Annotated in this window: 14 protein-coding genes and 1 pseudogene; 2 read left to right on the forward strand and 13 right to left on the reverse strand. The window is 71.3% G+C overall.

Going from position 1 to position 14,511, the window contains the following annotated elements; all coding sequences use genetic code 11:
• Window positions 1-3: 3 nt before the first annotated feature.
• Window positions 4-405: a helix-turn-helix transcriptional regulator gene (locus ACIBAE_RS17340; RefSeq protein WP_399285754.1), complete on the forward strand. Its 402-nt coding sequence runs from the start codon at window positions 4-6 to the stop codon at window positions 403-405.
• A 36-nt stretch (window positions 406-441) separates the two neighbouring features.
• Here ACIBAE_RS17340 and ACIBAE_RS17345 read toward each other — a convergent pair whose 3' ends face one another.
• The 11 genes and pseudogenes from ACIBAE_RS17345 to ACIBAE_RS17395 all read right to left on the reverse strand — a co-directional run bounded on the left by ACIBAE_RS17345 (window position 442) and on the right by ACIBAE_RS17395 (window position 10,781).
• Window positions 442-600: a DUF6893 family small protein gene (locus tag ACIBAE_RS17345; RefSeq protein ID WP_399285818.1), complete on the reverse strand. Its 159-nt coding sequence runs from the start codon at window positions 598-600 to the stop codon at window positions 442-444.
• A gap of 76 nt (window positions 601-676) precedes the next feature.
• Window positions 677-1,156: pseudogene (locus tag ACIBAE_RS17350) on the reverse strand (hydrogenase maturation protease); the annotation flags it as partial.
• A 1-nt stretch (window position 1,157) separates the two neighbouring features.
• The gene (locus tag ACIBAE_RS17355; RefSeq protein WP_399285756.1) at window positions 1,158-2,765 is read right to left on the reverse strand and encodes a hypothetical protein; all 1,608 of its coding nucleotides are present in this window, start codon (window positions 2,763-2,765) and stop codon (window positions 1,158-1,160) included.
• Complete coding sequence (locus ACIBAE_RS17360) at window positions 2,762-3,484, reverse strand: DUF6084 family protein (protein WP_399285758.1); 723 nt, start codon at window positions 3,482-3,484, stop codon at window positions 2,762-2,764. Before ACIBAE_RS17360 ends, ACIBAE_RS17355 begins: the two co-directional genes overlap by 4 nt.
• Window positions 3,481-4,254 (reverse strand): DUF5947 family protein, encoded by a 774-nt coding sequence (locus ACIBAE_RS17365; RefSeq protein WP_399285760.1) that lies wholly within the window; start codon window positions 4,252-4,254, stop codon window positions 3,481-3,483. The genes ACIBAE_RS17360 and ACIBAE_RS17365 overlap by 4 nt, the downstream gene beginning before the upstream one ends.
• Window positions 4,251-5,210: a NifU family protein gene (locus ACIBAE_RS17370; protein ID WP_399285762.1), complete on the reverse strand. Its 960-nt coding sequence runs from the start codon at window positions 5,208-5,210 to the stop codon at window positions 4,251-4,253. The genes ACIBAE_RS17365 and ACIBAE_RS17370 overlap by 4 nt, the downstream gene beginning before the upstream one ends.
• 150 nt (window positions 5,211-5,360) lie before the next feature.
• A complete protein-coding gene (locus ACIBAE_RS17375; protein ID WP_399285764.1) occupies window positions 5,361-7,148 on the reverse strand; it encodes a nickel-dependent hydrogenase large subunit in 1,788 nt (595 codons plus the stop codon).
• A 104-nt stretch (window positions 7,149-7,252) separates the two neighbouring features.
• Window positions 7,253-8,338 (reverse strand): hydrogenase expression protein HypE, encoded by a 1,086-nt coding sequence (locus tag ACIBAE_RS17380; protein ID WP_399285820.1) that lies wholly within the window; start codon window positions 8,336-8,338, stop codon window positions 7,253-7,255.
• Between the two features lie 172 nt (window positions 8,339-8,510).
• On the reverse strand, window positions 8,511-8,768 hold the full coding sequence (locus ACIBAE_RS17385; protein ID WP_399285766.1) for a hypothetical protein: 258 nt from the start codon (window positions 8,766-8,768) through the stop codon (window positions 8,511-8,513).
• 14 nt (window positions 8,769-8,782) lie between these two features.
• Window positions 8,783-9,931: an anion permease gene (locus ACIBAE_RS17390; protein WP_399285768.1), complete on the reverse strand. Its 1,149-nt coding sequence runs from the start codon at window positions 9,929-9,931 to the stop codon at window positions 8,783-8,785.
• A 103-nt stretch (window positions 9,932-10,034) separates the two neighbouring features.
• Window positions 10,035-10,781, reverse strand: a complete 747-nt coding sequence (locus ACIBAE_RS17395) for a VOC family protein (RefSeq protein ID WP_399285770.1) — start codon at window positions 10,779-10,781, stop codon at window positions 10,035-10,037.
• A 240-nt stretch (window positions 10,782-11,021) separates the two neighbouring features.
• Here ACIBAE_RS17395 and ACIBAE_RS17400 point away from each other — a divergent pair, with 240 nt between their 5' ends.
• The gene (locus ACIBAE_RS17400) at window positions 11,022-11,591 is read left to right on the forward strand and encodes a hypothetical protein (RefSeq protein ID WP_399285772.1); all 570 of its coding nucleotides are present in this window, start codon (window positions 11,022-11,024) and stop codon (window positions 11,589-11,591) included.
• A 43-nt stretch (window positions 11,592-11,634) separates the two neighbouring features.
• On the opposite strand, the gene ACIBAE_RS17405 is transcribed toward ACIBAE_RS17400, so the two are convergent.
• Window positions 11,635-13,509: a glycoside hydrolase family 15 protein gene (locus ACIBAE_RS17405; protein WP_399285774.1), complete on the reverse strand. Its 1,875-nt coding sequence runs from the start codon at window positions 13,507-13,509 to the stop codon at window positions 11,635-11,637.
• 49 nt (window positions 13,510-13,558) lie between these two features.
• On the reverse strand, window positions 13,559-14,335 hold the full coding sequence (locus ACIBAE_RS17410; protein WP_399285776.1) for a beta-glucanase: 777 nt from the start codon (window positions 14,333-14,335) through the stop codon (window positions 13,559-13,561).
• Window positions 14,336-14,511 lie beyond the last annotated feature (176 nt).

The following is a 14,511-nucleotide window of genomic DNA, read 5'->3' on the forward strand; positions in this document are numbered from 1 at the left end:
GCCATGACGACGCATGACACCGAACGACGGGCGCTGATGAACCCCGTCATCCTGCTGCTGCTCGCCGAGCGCCCGGGACACGGGTACGAACTGACCCAGCGGCTCGGAGCCTTCGGCTGGGCCGAGGCCGAATCCGCACACGTGTACCGGCTGCTGCGCGGTATGGAGAAGTGCGGCCATATCTCCTCCCAGTGGCGGGCCTCCGCCTCCGGCCCGGCCCGCCGCGAGTACGAGATCACCCCGGCGGGCTCGATGAGTCTGGCGCTGTGGTTCGTCCGGCTGGGTGAACTGCACGCCACGCTGCATCTCTTCCTGGAGCGCTACGTCCAGCTGAACGGGCCGGAGCTCGCCGACAACGAGGTACGGCCGCTGACCGGTCACCCGCCGGCCACGGGACCCGCGTGACGCCCGGCCAGGCCCGGTGTCACCGTCCCGTCAGCCTCACATCCGCCGCATCCGCAGGTAGCGGCGCAGGTCCGGGACGGATTTCGCGGTCCCGTACGCCACCCCCGCGGTGACCACTCCCGCGGTCACCCACAGCCACGTCAGGTCCGTGTCCTTGGCGTGATGCGTCGCCTTGATCGAGTGCATCTCGTTCATCTCCTTCGTCGTGCCCGGTGGCGCCCGGGTGCGCGTGGGGAAGAGTCCCCGGCGGCAGTCGTACGAGATCGAGGACCAGGTCCGCCGCCGGTCCGACGGCGGCGGACACCGGCTCGCTCAGCCCGATCCCCTCCTCGGCGGTGAGCGGCTGGCAGCCCACCACCAGAACCTGTTCGGGCAGCGTGCCGCCGGCCTGCGTGTGCAGCTCCCGCATCAGCCGCAGTACCGACGCGGGGTCCATGCCGTGCCCGTCCAGCGCGGCGGCGGGCGCGGTCCCGACGGCGGCCGGGTCGACGTCGATGACGTGGACGGTGCCCGGGGGAGAGCCCCGGTCGACGGTGTCGACGAGGACGAGCCTGCGGTAGCCGTCGAGCAGCCGGTAGGCCAGATGGACGCCCCGGATGCCCGCGTCCATCAGATCGACGCCCGGCGGCAGCGGCCGTCCGGTCAGCCGGCCGACGGTCTCCACCCCGAAGCCGTCGTCGCCGAGGAAGATATTGCCGATGCCCGCGACCAGGGTCCGTTCGGGTCGGGTTCCATGCGGTACGGATTCCATGTCAGGCCGCCCCTTCTTCCGGAGCCGGCGCGGACGCGTCGGCGGGGTCGGCGGGGTCCACCAGGTCGGCGAGGGCGACCTCGTCCGGCCGGAAGTACAGGAACCGGCCCTGCTGACGGCGTACGTCGGTGCCCGGATCCCCGTCCACCGTGACCCCGATATGGGTCTCGCCGTCGAAGTCCTGGAGTACCGCCTCGACCGTCGCGGGATGCCCGTCCAGGAAGATGTCCTGCGCGTCGGACCGGCGCTTCCCCGGCCGCAGAACGACCCGGCTGCCAGGCCCGAGCAACCGCCCGTCGACGGTCACGGTCTCCTGCCCCGGCTCGGAGGCGGCGTCCTGGGCCGGATCCCACCACGGCAGATCGGGTCCGGTGGGCAGCCGCAGACCGGCGGAGGGCATCGCGCTCTCCCGGCCGGCATCCGTGTCCGGCGCCCGGTCCGACTCGCCCGTCACCTCGCGCAGACCACGGATCGCCCCGTGGAGGCGCTCCATGACCTCGGCCGGCATCCCGTCGACCAGATCGATCACGTCGGCGGCCCGCGCGTCGGTCCCGCGCGCCTCGCGCTTCTCCCGGTCCGTGAGAGCGGCGGTCCGCAGGGAGAGGATCTCGTCGATCTCGGTGGCGTCGTAGAGCGGACCGGGGCTCTCCGCCGCGACCGAAGGATGGTCGTCGAGGATGATCGGCGAGGACAGCAGGACATCGTCCCGTCCCCCCGCACAGGCCAGCACCGGCCAGGTGTGCTCATTGCGGCAGGTCCGCGCGGCGGGCCGCGCCCACTCCGGCGGGTCCGTCATCGACAGGAAGCGTCCGCCGGGCAGCCCCAGCAGCAGATGCGCTCCGATCAGGCTGTGCGGCAGGGCCGCTTCGCGATCGGCGCTCTCCCGCCGGTCCGGCGCCCAGCCCGACACATTGCGGACGGTCGCGGTCAGCCGCAGCGCCCCGTACGGGCCCGGCAGCGGCTCCGCGGTCAGCTCGACCTCGCCCGCCAGCGGCCGGCTGCGCCGCACCAGGCGCCCGACGACCCGCCCCGCGCCGTCCGGACAAGCGCTGTCCGGACCGGCGCCGTCCTGCTCCGCGCCGTCGTGGACGGGCTCGTACTCCACGCCGCCGGGACGCTCGAACCGCACGGTGTGCCCTTCGCCGGCGAGCAGCCGGTCGAGCGGCACCTCCACGTCGATCCGTTCCTCCCCGCCCTCGTCCCAGGGCACCAGCACCCGGTCGTCGAGTTCGAGTTCCGGCACCTCCGCCCAGCCCTCGCCGTCCGGGGAGGGGCACTCGACCGTGCGGCGGCGCACCTGGAGGAACCGCAGCTCGGCCAGCAGCCGGTCGGCGCGGCGGGGCTCCAGGAGACATTCCGTGCGCTGCTCCGTGTGCTCGCCCTGCTGGTCCTGCCAGGCGGGCGGCACGAGTACGCCGAACTGCCAGCGCAGCTGGTTCTTGCGCGCCGAGGCGCGGTACGGGTAGAGCACGTAGCCCTCGAACAGCAGGGCGTCGGCCACCCGGCGGGCTTCGGTGAAGCCCGCCGCCACCTCATCGGTGGTGCCGGTGGTGCCGGTGGTGCCGGTGGTACCGGCTGTGTCGGTGGTGGGTGCGGTGTCCTCCGTCATGAGGGTCCTCCTCGCCCGGTGCCGGATCCGCCGCCCGTCGCGGTACGGATGCCGACGCTGCCGCTGCCGCTGCCGCTGCCGCTCGTCGCCGGCGGCGCGGCGGTCCGCAGCAGTTCCTCGAAGACCTGCTCCCATGAGGCCAGGGCCCGCTCCGAGCGGTAACGCCGCAGGGATTCCAGGCAGTCGTCGCGTACCCGCAGCCAGCCGGAGCCCGGGAAGTACTGCTCGATCATGTCCTGCCAGACCTTCACCGGCATCCGGAAACCGGCCTCCTTGTGCCAGGGGATCGGCTCGGCCATGAAGCCCCGCTCACCCGTGAAGACCGAACCGGAGAACAGCAGGAGAAGCGGCACCTCGCCGTCCGCGAGCGCGCGGAAGTACTTCGCCGAGGCCACCTCCATGTCGTACGTGCAGGCCACCGGCAGATCGATCTCGGTGGCGCCCGTGAAGCCGGGCACGGTCACCGAGGCGTGGGCAAACTGGAGCGGCTTGAGCGTGGTGCTCCAGCGGTCCGGCTCGCCGAAGAGATCGCCGAGCATCTCCACCTCGGCCGGTGCGTAACGCCGCTGCACGGGCTCGATCCTGATCTGGCAGCGCAGGGCGACGGCGTGGACGCTCGCGCCCCCGGGTGCCTCGATGCGCAGCCGGAACAGCAGGGTCGGTCCCGAGCCGTACGGTTCGGGCCGTACGTCCACGCAGGAGAACGTCAGGTCGGTCATGACCCCTCCTCACGACCGTGGTGCGCTCCTTCTGTGGTGTCCTCCCGGGGCGGGCGGGCCGCCGCCCGGACGCGGGCGAAGAACTCCGCCAGGTCCGCGCGGGCCTCGGCGCCGCCGTCGAATCCCTGCCAGTGCAGCCGCATCCGGCCCACCAGCTCGTAGCAGGCGTCGACGGGCACCAGATAGCACTCACCCGTGTCCGCGCCGTCCTCGCCGCCGCCGCCCGCGCCGCGTTCGCGCCGTACCAGCAGCGCCTCGGTGTCGGGCTGGAGCAGATTCGCCAGCCGGCTGTGGCCGAGGACCTCCCGCCAGGTCTCCGGGTCCAGTTCGCTCTCGGTGGCACCCGCCGGGCTGGGGTAGAACGCGGCCAGCCGGTCGAGTTCGGAGTTGCGGAAGAAGAACGCGAGCCCCACCGGTATCTGGAGCCGGTTCCAGCTCTCCTCGTCCAGCGTGAAGGCGGGGTCGACGAGATACCGGTCCGGTACCGCCCGGAAGTGGCCGGCGCCGGCGCCGGGACGGGTGAACAGCAGATAGCAGCCGGTACAGGCGCACATCAGGGACCGCTTGCGGCTGTCCACCAGATGCCGGTGCTCCCCGGGCAGGGGTTCCGCGCACAGCTCGCACCGTTCCTCGGCGGGCGGCGGGCGGCGGGTGAATCCCCGCAGCCCCCCGGGACCGGGTCCGGCGGCCGGAGCCCCGGTGGCCGGAGTCCCGGAGGCTGGTGCTCCGGCGGTGAAGGCGCCCCCGATCGGGGCGGACCCGGCGGTCATGGCCGCACCGCCGTCAGGACGCCGGGCAGCGCCACCCGGACGAAACCGTTCTCCTCCAGCAGCGGTACGGGGTCCAGATGGCCCCGGTCGCCCTGTCCTGCCCGGCGGATGTCGTACTCCGCCGCACAGGACGGGCAGCGCAGCCGGTCGCCGTCCACCCCCGCCTCGCCCAGCCGGCCCGCGCAGGCGGGGCAGTGGTCGCGGTACGCGTAGAGGTTGCCCGGCAGCCGGACCAGCAGCAACGGCGTGCCCGCCACCTCGCACACGGCGCTCTCGCCGTCGGCGAGGGACGGCGCTCCCGCCAGCGGATGCCACTCGGCGGGGGCGTCGCCGCCCGTGGCCGGCGCGGCGCTCCCGGCCGGCGGCCCGGTGGCGTCGTCCGACGGTGCGGCGGCGTCGCCCGGCGGCCGGGACATGATCTGGAGGAGCTTGGGCTCCGGCTTCTCCTCCGCCACGCCCTCGACCTCCACCCGCGCTATCTCGGGGGCGCGGCGGGTCACCGCCTCCTCGATCGTCCAGCGCACGGTCTGCGCGGAGGACGGGCAGCCGTCGCAGCTGCCCCGCAGCCGCAGCCGCAGGACCTGGCCCTCGTCCCCGTCCTCCCCGCCGGGCTCGATCCCGGCGACGTCCACGTCACCGGCGTGCGAGCCCAGGTAGGGTCGGACCTCGTCCAGCGCCCGCCCCACCCGGGTCATGGTGTCCTCGGGATGGAGATCGTGCAGGACGAGCAGCCCGCCGACGACCTCGTCGCCGCCGAGCACGTCCAGCGGCGAGGTGCCGTCCGGCGCGTCGTCCAGCAGCTCCACGATCCTGGCCAGGCCGGTCCCGTAGAACTCGACGATGCTGTGCACGAGTTCGTCCGCGAGATCACGCCCCGACGGACCCATCGACCTGCCGAGTTCGTCGAGCAGCGCGGCGATGTGCTCGCCCGCCTCCTGCTCCTTGGTTGCCGCCATGTCACGGTGCCTTTCCTCCGGTGGGGGGACGGCCCCCGGTGCGGTGGCCGTCCCCATGGACCTCGGTGGAGCGGAACTTCCGTGTGGTCGCGGCTCAGGTTCTGGCCGCTCGGTCTCCGCCGGGTCCGGCGGAGACCGCCCGGACAGGGCCTAGCCGGCGAACCCGCTGAGCCCGGTGGGCATGTGGGTCTCCTCGATGGTCTTTCCGCCGCCCACGTACATGTGGACACCGCAGGGCAGACACGGGTCGAAGCTGCGCACGGCCCGCATGATGTCGATGCCCTTGAACGTGTCCGGCGGGTTCTCCTCGAAGATCGGCGTGTTCTGCACCGCGTCCTCGTACGGGCCCGGCGTGCCGTAGGAGTCGCGCACGCTGGCGTTCCACGGGGTCGGCGGGTACGGGTGGTAGTTGGCGATCTTGCCGTCCCTGATCACCATGTGGTGGGACAGCACCCCGCGCACCGCCTCGGTGAAGCCGACGCCGAGCCCCTCGTCCGGCACCTCGAAGCTCTCCCAGGTCTGCGTGTGGCCGGTGCGGATCTCCTCCATCGCCTGCTCGGCGAAGTGCAGGGCGGCGGCGGCCACGTACGCCTGGAAGTAGGTCCGCGCGCGGTTGCGCTCCAGGGTGTTGCTCCACTTCGGGATCTGCCACTCGAAGCTGGTCTCCGGCTTGGTCATCGTGCGTGGCAGGTTGATCTGGACGCTGTGCCCGGTGGCCTTCACGTAGCCGCCGATGTCGACCAGCCCGGAGAGGGCGGTGGACCACAGCCGGGCGAGCGGGCCACCGCCGGTGTCCAGCGCGAGGTGGTCCGTGCCGTCGAACCAGCGCGGGGACATCACCCAGCTGTACTTGTCCGCGAAGTCCCGCTTCTGCGGGGCGGGGATGGTGTGCTGGTTCCACGGGTGCCGCGCGTCGATGGGGTTGCCCAGCGGGTCGCGGTCGACGAACTTCTCCTGGCCCGCCCAGTCGTCGTAGTACGAGCTGCCGAGCAGGATCCGGATGCCGAGGTTGATGTCGACGAGGTCGTTGGTGATCAGCTTCCCGTCGACGATGATCCCGGGCGTGACGAACATGCGCCGGCCCCAGGCGGACATGTTCTCGTACGTGAAGTCGCAGTGCTCGGGGTCGTTGAGCGCGCCCCAGCAGCCCAGCAGGATCCGGCGCCGGCCGACCTCCTCGTACCCGGGCAGCGCCTCGTAGAAGAAGTCGAACAGGTCGTCGTGGAGCGGGACGACGCGCTTCATGAATTCCACGTAGCGCATCAGCCGGGTCAGGTAGTCCGTGAACAGCTGGATGGTGGCCACGGTCCCGACGCCGCCCGGGTAGAGCGTGGAGGGGTGCACGTGGCGCCCCTCCATCAGGCAGAACATCTCCCGCGTGGTGCGGCTGACCTGCAGCGCCTCGCGGTAGAACTCGCCTTCCAGCGGGTTCAGCGAGCGCATGATGTCGGCGATGGTGCGGTAGCCGTGGTCGCCCGCGTGCGGCGCCTCGGTGCGTTCGGCCAGCTCCAGCACGCCGGGGTTGGTCTCGCGGACCATCTTCTCGCAGTAGTCCACCCCGACCAGGTTCTCCTGGAAGATGTTGTGGTCGAACATGAACTCCGCGGCCTCACCGAGGTTGATGATCCACTCGCCGAGGTGCGGGGGCTTCACGCCGTACGCCATGTTCTGCGCGTACACCGAACAGGTCGCGTGGTTGTCGCCGCAGATACCGCAGATGCGGCTGGTGATGAAGTGCGCGTCGCGCGGGTCCTTGCCCCGCATGAAGACGCTGTAGCCGCGGAAGACGGACGACGTGCTGTAGCACTCGGCCACCCGCTTCTGCTTGAAGTCGATCTTCGTGTGGATGCCGAGGCTGCCCACGATCCGGGTGATCGGATCCCAGGACATCTCCATCAGCCCACTGCCGTCATCGGCCTGCTTCGTCGTCGGCGCCATGGGGTGCGCACCTTCCTCAACGGTGGGGGGACTTGCTCTGCCGTACTCCGCCGTAGGACCGGCCGGTCGGGGCCGGCGACGGGCCGTGGCTCACCACGGGAGGCTCACCACGGGGGGTGGTAGCCGGACGTGACCTTCTCGCCCTTGTGCCGCCACTTCGGTTCCTTGTCGACCGTCCTGGCCGTGACGCCGCGCAGCCGGCGGATGACCTTGCCGTACGCGCCGCTGGCCGCCGCCGAGACATGACCGCCCGGGGGTTCGTCCATGAACGGCATGAACTTGTCCGGGAAGCCCGGCATGGTGCAGGCGATGCAGATGCCGCCGACGTTGGGGCAGCCGCCGACACCGTTGATCCAGCCCCGTTTGGGGACGTTGCACTTGACCACCGGCCCCCAGCAGCCCAGTTTCACCAGGCACTGCGGCGAGTCGTACGCGGCCGCGAACTGGCCCTGCTCGTAGTAGCCGGCCCGGTCGCATCCCTCGTGCACCGTCGCACCGAACAGCCAGGTGGGGCGCAGCTGGTCGTCGAGCGGGATCATCGGTGCGGAGCCGGCCGCCTGGTAGAGCAGGTACAGCAGGGTCTCCGAGGCGTTGTCCGGGTGCACCGGGCAGCCGGGGATGCAGACGATCGGGATGCCCGCACCGGACTTCCAGTCCCAGCCGAGATAGTCGGGCAGGCCCATCGCGCCGGTGGGGTTGCCCTCCATGGCGTGGATCCCGCCGTACGTCGCGCAGGTGCCGATCGCCACGACGGCCAGCGCCTTGGGGGCGAGCCGGTCGATCCACTCACTGGTGGTGATGGGCTGACCGGTCTCGGGGTCGTCCCCGAATCCCGACCAGTAGCCCTCGCTCTTGATCGCCTCGTTCGGAATGGATCCCTCGACGACCAGCACGAAGGGTTCGATCTCTCCGCGGTCGGCCTTGAAGAACCACTCGATGAAATTGTCGGCGCCCTGGACGGGCCCGCACTCGAAATCGATGAGGGGCCAGTGAACGGCCACCTTGGGCAGTCCCGGCAGGGCACCGAGGGCGATCTCCTCGATGCTCGGCTGGGTGGCCGCGGTGAGCGACACGGAGTCGCCGTCGCAGCTCAGACCCGCGTTGATCCAGAGAATATGGACCGTGGGGTCTTCTTCTTCGCTTGTTCCGGCGGCCGTACTGCCGTCGGAGACTGATGTAGCGGTATCCATCATCCCCTCCTCGTTGGGGATTCCGGCGAGACCTCCAGGAAGGAGTACGCGCACAAGTGACGAGCTTCCCTACCTGGATAACCGACGCGGGCGGGCCCGGGTAAGTGCGCGATGGTCCTATGATCGCCGCGCGGGGGTGACCGCACGGCGGGCGCCGGCCGCCCCCGGTGGCTCAGTGGAGCTGCGGAACGAGCAGATAGAGCCCGTAGCCGATCACCGCGCCGCAGGCGAGGAAACACAGTCCGGCGACGGCCTTCGACAGCGCGGTCGGCCGGCCGGCTCTCACCCGTCCCGCCGGGGGAGTACCGGCGCCGGCGGGCTCCCTGGACGCGAGGAGGCGCACGCCCAGGGCGAAGACGGTCACGACACCCACGGTGGTGCCGACGCTGACGAGGGCCACTTCACCCAGCCCGCTCCAGTGCAGAGCCATGCGGACTCTCCCTTTCAGACGACGTTCGCTTTGGCGGTGCGGGAGCGGACGCTCACGGTGTTCTCGTCGTTGACGTTGCCCGAGGTGACCGGATTGCGGCGGGACATGATCACGATGAAGGTCGCCACCGCGGCGGCCGCCAGGGCGACGACGATGATGCCGGCGGTTCCGCCGTGCACGACCACGACGGCGGCGAGCGCCCCGACGGCGGCGGCGGCGGGGAGCGTGACGCACCAGGAGATGACCATCCGCCCCGCGATGCCCCAGCGGACCTCCGCCAGTTTCCGGCCGAGCCCGGCACCGAGGATGGAGCCGGCGCAGACCTGCGTGGTGGAGAGGGCGAAGCCCAGGTGCGCGGAGGTCAGGATCACGGTCGTGGCGGACGACTCCGCGACGAAGCCCTGCGGGGCCCGGATGTCGGCGAGCCCCTTGCCCATGGTCCTGATGATGCGCCACCCGCCCAGGTACGTACCGAGGCTGATGGACAGTCCGGCGGAACCGATCACCCACAGCGGCGGCCCCGAGCCGGCCCCGAGCGCGCCCACCGAGATCAGGGTGAGGGTGATGACGCCCATGGTCTTCTGGGCGTCGTTGGTGCCGTGCGCCAGCGAGACCAGGGAGGCGGAGGCGATCTGCCCGAGCCGGAAGCCCCGGTCGACCGAGGCCTCCCGGCCCCGGGCCGTGACCCGGTAGGCGATGTAGGTGGCCAGCAGCGCGGCGAGACCGGCCACCAGCGGGGACGCGACGGCCGGCAGGATGATCTTGTCGACCACCTCGTCGAAATGGACTCCCCGCCGCCCCGCGCCCACCCACACGGCGCCGATCAGCCCCCCGAACAGGGCGTGCGAGGAACTGGACGGCAGTCCGAGCAGCCAGGTCGCCAGATTCCACATGATGGCACCGATCAGACCGGCGAAGATCATCCCCGGTGTGACCAGGCTGTCGTTCACGATGCCGCCGGAGATGGTCCGGGCGACCTCCGTGGAGAGGAACGCGCCCGCGAGGTTGAGTACGCCGCTGATCAGGACGGCGACCTTGGGGCGCAGCGCCTTGGTGGCGATCGACGTCGCCATCGCGTTCGCGGTGTCATGGAATCCATTGGTGAAGTCGAACGCCAGAGCGGTCACGATCACCGCTCCCACAAGAAACGTGATGTGGTCCATTCGCCTCATCCAATCGCAGCAGCACGGGCTCCAGGGAAAGGCGGTGGACAGACACCACGTGCTTCCTCCCAAAGGCTCAGTGGAGCGGAACCGCCCGACAGGGTCAGACGGCGGTTTCGGGGGTGACCGTGGTGACGGCGAAAAGACCTCCGTCGGGATCGCGCAGGACGGCCTCACGGCCGCGCCCGGAACGCGCGGGCGCGGGCGGGACGACGACGACGCCGCCGGCCCCCGTGGCGGCGTCGACGGCCACCTCCACGTCGGCGACCCGGAAGAACACCTGCCAGCGCGGCCTGACCTGCGGATCCGGGGCGCTCTCGATCGCCCCGCCCCGCAGCGCCGCGACCGTACGCGCACCGTCGCGCACCAGCACCTGGCCGTCCTCGTAATGGACCTCGGGGCTGTCCCGCTCCTCCGAGCCCCAGGCGAAGACCTCCGCGTAGAAGATGGCGGCGGCGAACGCGTCCCGGGTACGCAGCTCCAGCCGGGTGGGCCCGCTGCCCCGCCCCACGGACCAGTCCGGGATGGTCCTGCCCTCCCAGAAGCCGAACACGGCGCCGTCCGGGTCCGCCGCGAGCGCGGCGCGGCCGGTGTTCATGGTGAGCGGGCCCACCGCGACGGTGGCGCCCCGTTCCCGGACCCGGGCGGCGGTGATGTCCGCGTCGTCGACGGCGAAGTACGGGGTCCAGGCCACCGCGGCCCGCAGACTGGGTGCGAGTGCTCCGATCCCGGCGACCGGCGACCCGTCGGCGAGGGCGACGCGGAATTCGTCGCCCAGGGATGTGGTCCGGTAGGTCCAGCCGAGAACCGTGCCGTAGAAGTCCTGGGCGGCCCGGAGATCCCTGGCCATCAGACTCACCCAGCACGGGGCTCCGGATACGGCATGTGGTGACGCCGGCATGGCTCTGGTGCGCTCCATTCTTCCAGGCGGGGATCCGGTGCCCCTTCGCCATGCTTCACCCCGGCCTCCCGCCGCGCACGTCGGCACGCGGAAGCGGTGGTGCGGCGCACGGACCGGTCCGGCGGGCATCGGGGTGACCGCACGCCCGGTTCCGTTAGCGCCGGGGTGCGCGGGGGGACTCAGCGCAGCATGATCCGGAAAATTGTTCGTGGCGCGATGGCGGGCGCCCTGCCGGTGGTACGCCTGAAGGTCCCGGCCGTCCGGGTCCGGCCCGGTCCGCGCACGAGCGCGCCGGAGAACCTGGCGCGGGTGGTCCTGGTGGGGGTGGTCTCCGGACTGCGCAGCCAGTGGGGGACGGCCGCGGTCGCGCTCACGACCCGCCCCGGCGAGACGGCCCGCCCGGCGTCCCTGTTCGCGGGCGCGTGGGCCAAGGGGATCACCGCCGTGGCCGCCGCCGGTGAACTGGTCGCCGACAAACTGCCCTCGACCCCGAGCCGCCTCAGCCCTCCGGGATTCGTGCCCCGGCTGCTGCTCGGCGCACTCGCCGCCGCCGCGCTGTCCCGGCGCCCGCCGGGGGAGACGCCGGTGGCCCTCGCCGCCGTGGTGGGCGCGCTGGCGGCGGCCGGCGGCGCCCACGGCGGAGCGCGCTGGCGACGGGCGGTGCACGAGCGCGGCCGCCCGGACCGGCCGGCGGCCGTGGCCGAGGACCTGGTCGCCCTCGTGCTGGCGGGTGCGGCCTGCGCGCCCTGGAGGCGGTAACCCCTCAGCCCCCGGCGTTTCCCAGCCCGCAGCCCCCAACCCCTCAGCCCATCGCGCGGTCCAGGTTGATCGCCGAGCTGATCAGGGCGAGGTGCGTGAACGCCTGCGGGAAGTTGCCCAGGTGCTCCCCGGTGAGCCCGATCTGCTCGGCGTACAGCCCTACGGGGTTGGCGTAGGTGAACATCTTCTCCAGCGCCAGCCGGGCCTGTTCCACCTCACCGGTGCGGGCGAGCGCCTCGACCCACCAGAACGAGCAGATGGAGAAGGTGCCCTCGGTACCGTCGAGACCGTCCGGGGCCTGCTCCGGGTCGTAACGGAACACCAGGCTGTCCACCACGAGCCGCCGGCCGATGGCGTCGACGGTGGACAGGAAGCGCGGATCGACCGGCGAGATGAATTTGACCATGGGCATCAGCAGCACGGACGCGTCCAGGATGTTCTCCGGCGGACGGCCGGTTTCGGCCGAGAGGCGCTGCACGAAGGTACGGCCCACCGGATCCCAGCCGCGCTCCATGATCTGGTGGTAGATCCGGTCCCGTACGGAGATCCAGCGGGACAGGTCGCCGGGCAGACCGCGCTGCCGGGCCATCCTGACCATGCGCTCGACCGCGACCCAGCACATGAGCCGCGAGTACGTGTGATGCTGCTGCCCGGCCCGGGTCTCCCAGATGGACTGGTCGGTGCTGTCCCAGTGCTCCAGCAGCCATTCGAGGATGCCGCACAGATCGGTCCAGCTCTCGTGGGAGATACCGGCGCCGTACTTGTTGAACAGATAGATCGAGTCGATCAGTTCGCCGTAGGTGTCCAACTGGAGCTGGCCGCTGGCGTCATTGCCGGTACGCACCGGATACGAGCCCCGGTAGCCCTCCAGATGCCCGAGGACCTCCTCGGGGAGATGGGCGTGCCCGTCGATCGAGTACATGACCCGCAGCGGCCCCACGTCGCCGTCGGTCGCCTCGTGGAGCCGGTCGGCCAGCCAGCGGATGAACGCCTCGGCCTCCTCCGTGAACCCCAGCCGCAACAGCGCGTACAGGGAGAACGCGGCGTCCCTGATCCAGACGTACCGGTAGTCCCAGTTCCGCGCGCCCCCTTCCTGCTCGGGCAGCCCGAGGGTCGGCGCGGCCACGAAGGCACCGGTCGGCTCGTGGGTCAGCAGCTTCAGGGTCAGCGCCGAACGGTGGACCATCTCCCGCCAGCGTCCCGTGTAGCTGGACTGGCTGACCCAGCGCCGCCAGAAGGCCACGGTGGCTTCGAAGAGCTCCTCGGCGGCCGACGCCTGGAGCCGGCCCGTGTGCGCTCTCTCGTGTTCCTCGACGGCCGTCTCCAGGACGAACAGCACCGTCTCCCCCTCGTCGATCACGAAGTCCGTGAAGGCGTCGGTGTCGTCGACCTCCAGGCCGATGGTGGCGCGCATCGTGAGGGTCAGCGTCTCGCCGGTGAACCGGACGCCCTCCGCGATCCGCTCCAGCCGGTGCGGATCGCGGCCGTAGTTCATGCGCGGCGCGACCCGCACCGCCATCCGCATCTGCCCTCGTACGTTGACCACCCGGCGCACCAGCCGCTGCCGGTGCTCCGGGTCCCGTTCGCGCAGGATCGGCATGAAGTCCTGGACTTCCACGATCCCGTCGGTCGTGTGCATCCGGGTGATCAGGATGTTGGTGTCGGGGAAGTAGAACTGATGGCGCTTGGCGACCTCGCACACCGGCGTGATCTCCCAGAAACCACCCCGCCGGGTGTCGAGCAGTGAGGCGAAGACGCTGGGGGAGTCGAAGCGGGGAGCGCAGAACCAGTCGATCCGGCCGTCGGTCCCCACCAGCGCCGCGGTCCGCAGATCCCCGATCAGACCATGCTCGGCGATCGGCAGATAGCCCTCGCCCCGGCCCGCCGTCGTGGTCGTGTCCCGATCGTCATCGTTCATTCTTTCGAGTTTTGCGTACGGGCCCGAGGCCCGCACGTCAGGAGCCACGTCAGGAGCCGTACACCCGCAGATAGGCGACCTTGTACGACATCGCTGTCACGGCCGGATCCGGCGCGGGGTGGTAGCCGCCGGCGCAGACGGAGAGATTCACGATCAGACAGGCGCTCCAGTCGGGGCCCACACCCGTACCGTCGGCGAAAGCGCGGACGCCGTTGACCCACCAGATGACGGACCTCGCCCCGAATTCCACCCTCAGCTCCAGCCACGCGCCGGGCCTGATCGACGGGTGGGTGTAATAACGCTGCCCGCCCCGCACATGATTCGACAATTCCAGCAGGTCGGGATGGTCGGGATGGTACTCGAAGACATCGATCTCGTTGCCGCCGTCCCGCCACGTCCAGATCGCGGGCCAGGCCCCGGTCTCGGTGGGCAGCCGGACCCGGGCGTCGAGAACGTCGCCGGTGCGCAGGGTGAATCCTTCGGCGCTGCCCTCGGTGGTCAGCAGCCCCGTGTCCCAGTCGCCGTCCGGGCGGAGCGAGGCCCGGAAGACGCCGCCGCGGCTGTACGACGCGTCCGGCACCAGGTGGTCGAGCTTGTCGTCCCCGGGATTGACCGGGCCGCCGTCCGGATAGGCCCACGAACGGCCCGCGACCCACTGCTCCCGGGACGAGAAGTCGGCCGTCAGCCGGGGCGCCCGGCCCAGCGGCGGCGGCCGCCCCTCCGAGGACGGGACGGTGGGCGGCGGGACGGTGGGGGACGGGACCGGGGGCCTGGGCCTGAGCTTCCGGGTGAGCCAGTCCAGGAGTGCGGATCCGTGGGGGCTCATCGCGTCCCTCTTTCCTTGATGCCGCTGAAAAGGCCCGGAATTAAGGCTTTTGGCCATGGTAGGGAGGCGTGGGCGGCCGTCGCGGCTCTTCGGCCGGGTTTCCACCGAAGAGGCGACACCAGGGATCCCGGCCGGGTACGCGGCAGCTCTCCGGGTAGCCGCAGGAGACGAGCACC

The sequence above is a fragment of the Streptomyces sp. NPDC051569 genome (assembly GCF_044454085.1).
GTDB lineage: Bacteria > Actinomycetota > Actinomycetes > Streptomycetales > Streptomycetaceae > Streptomyces.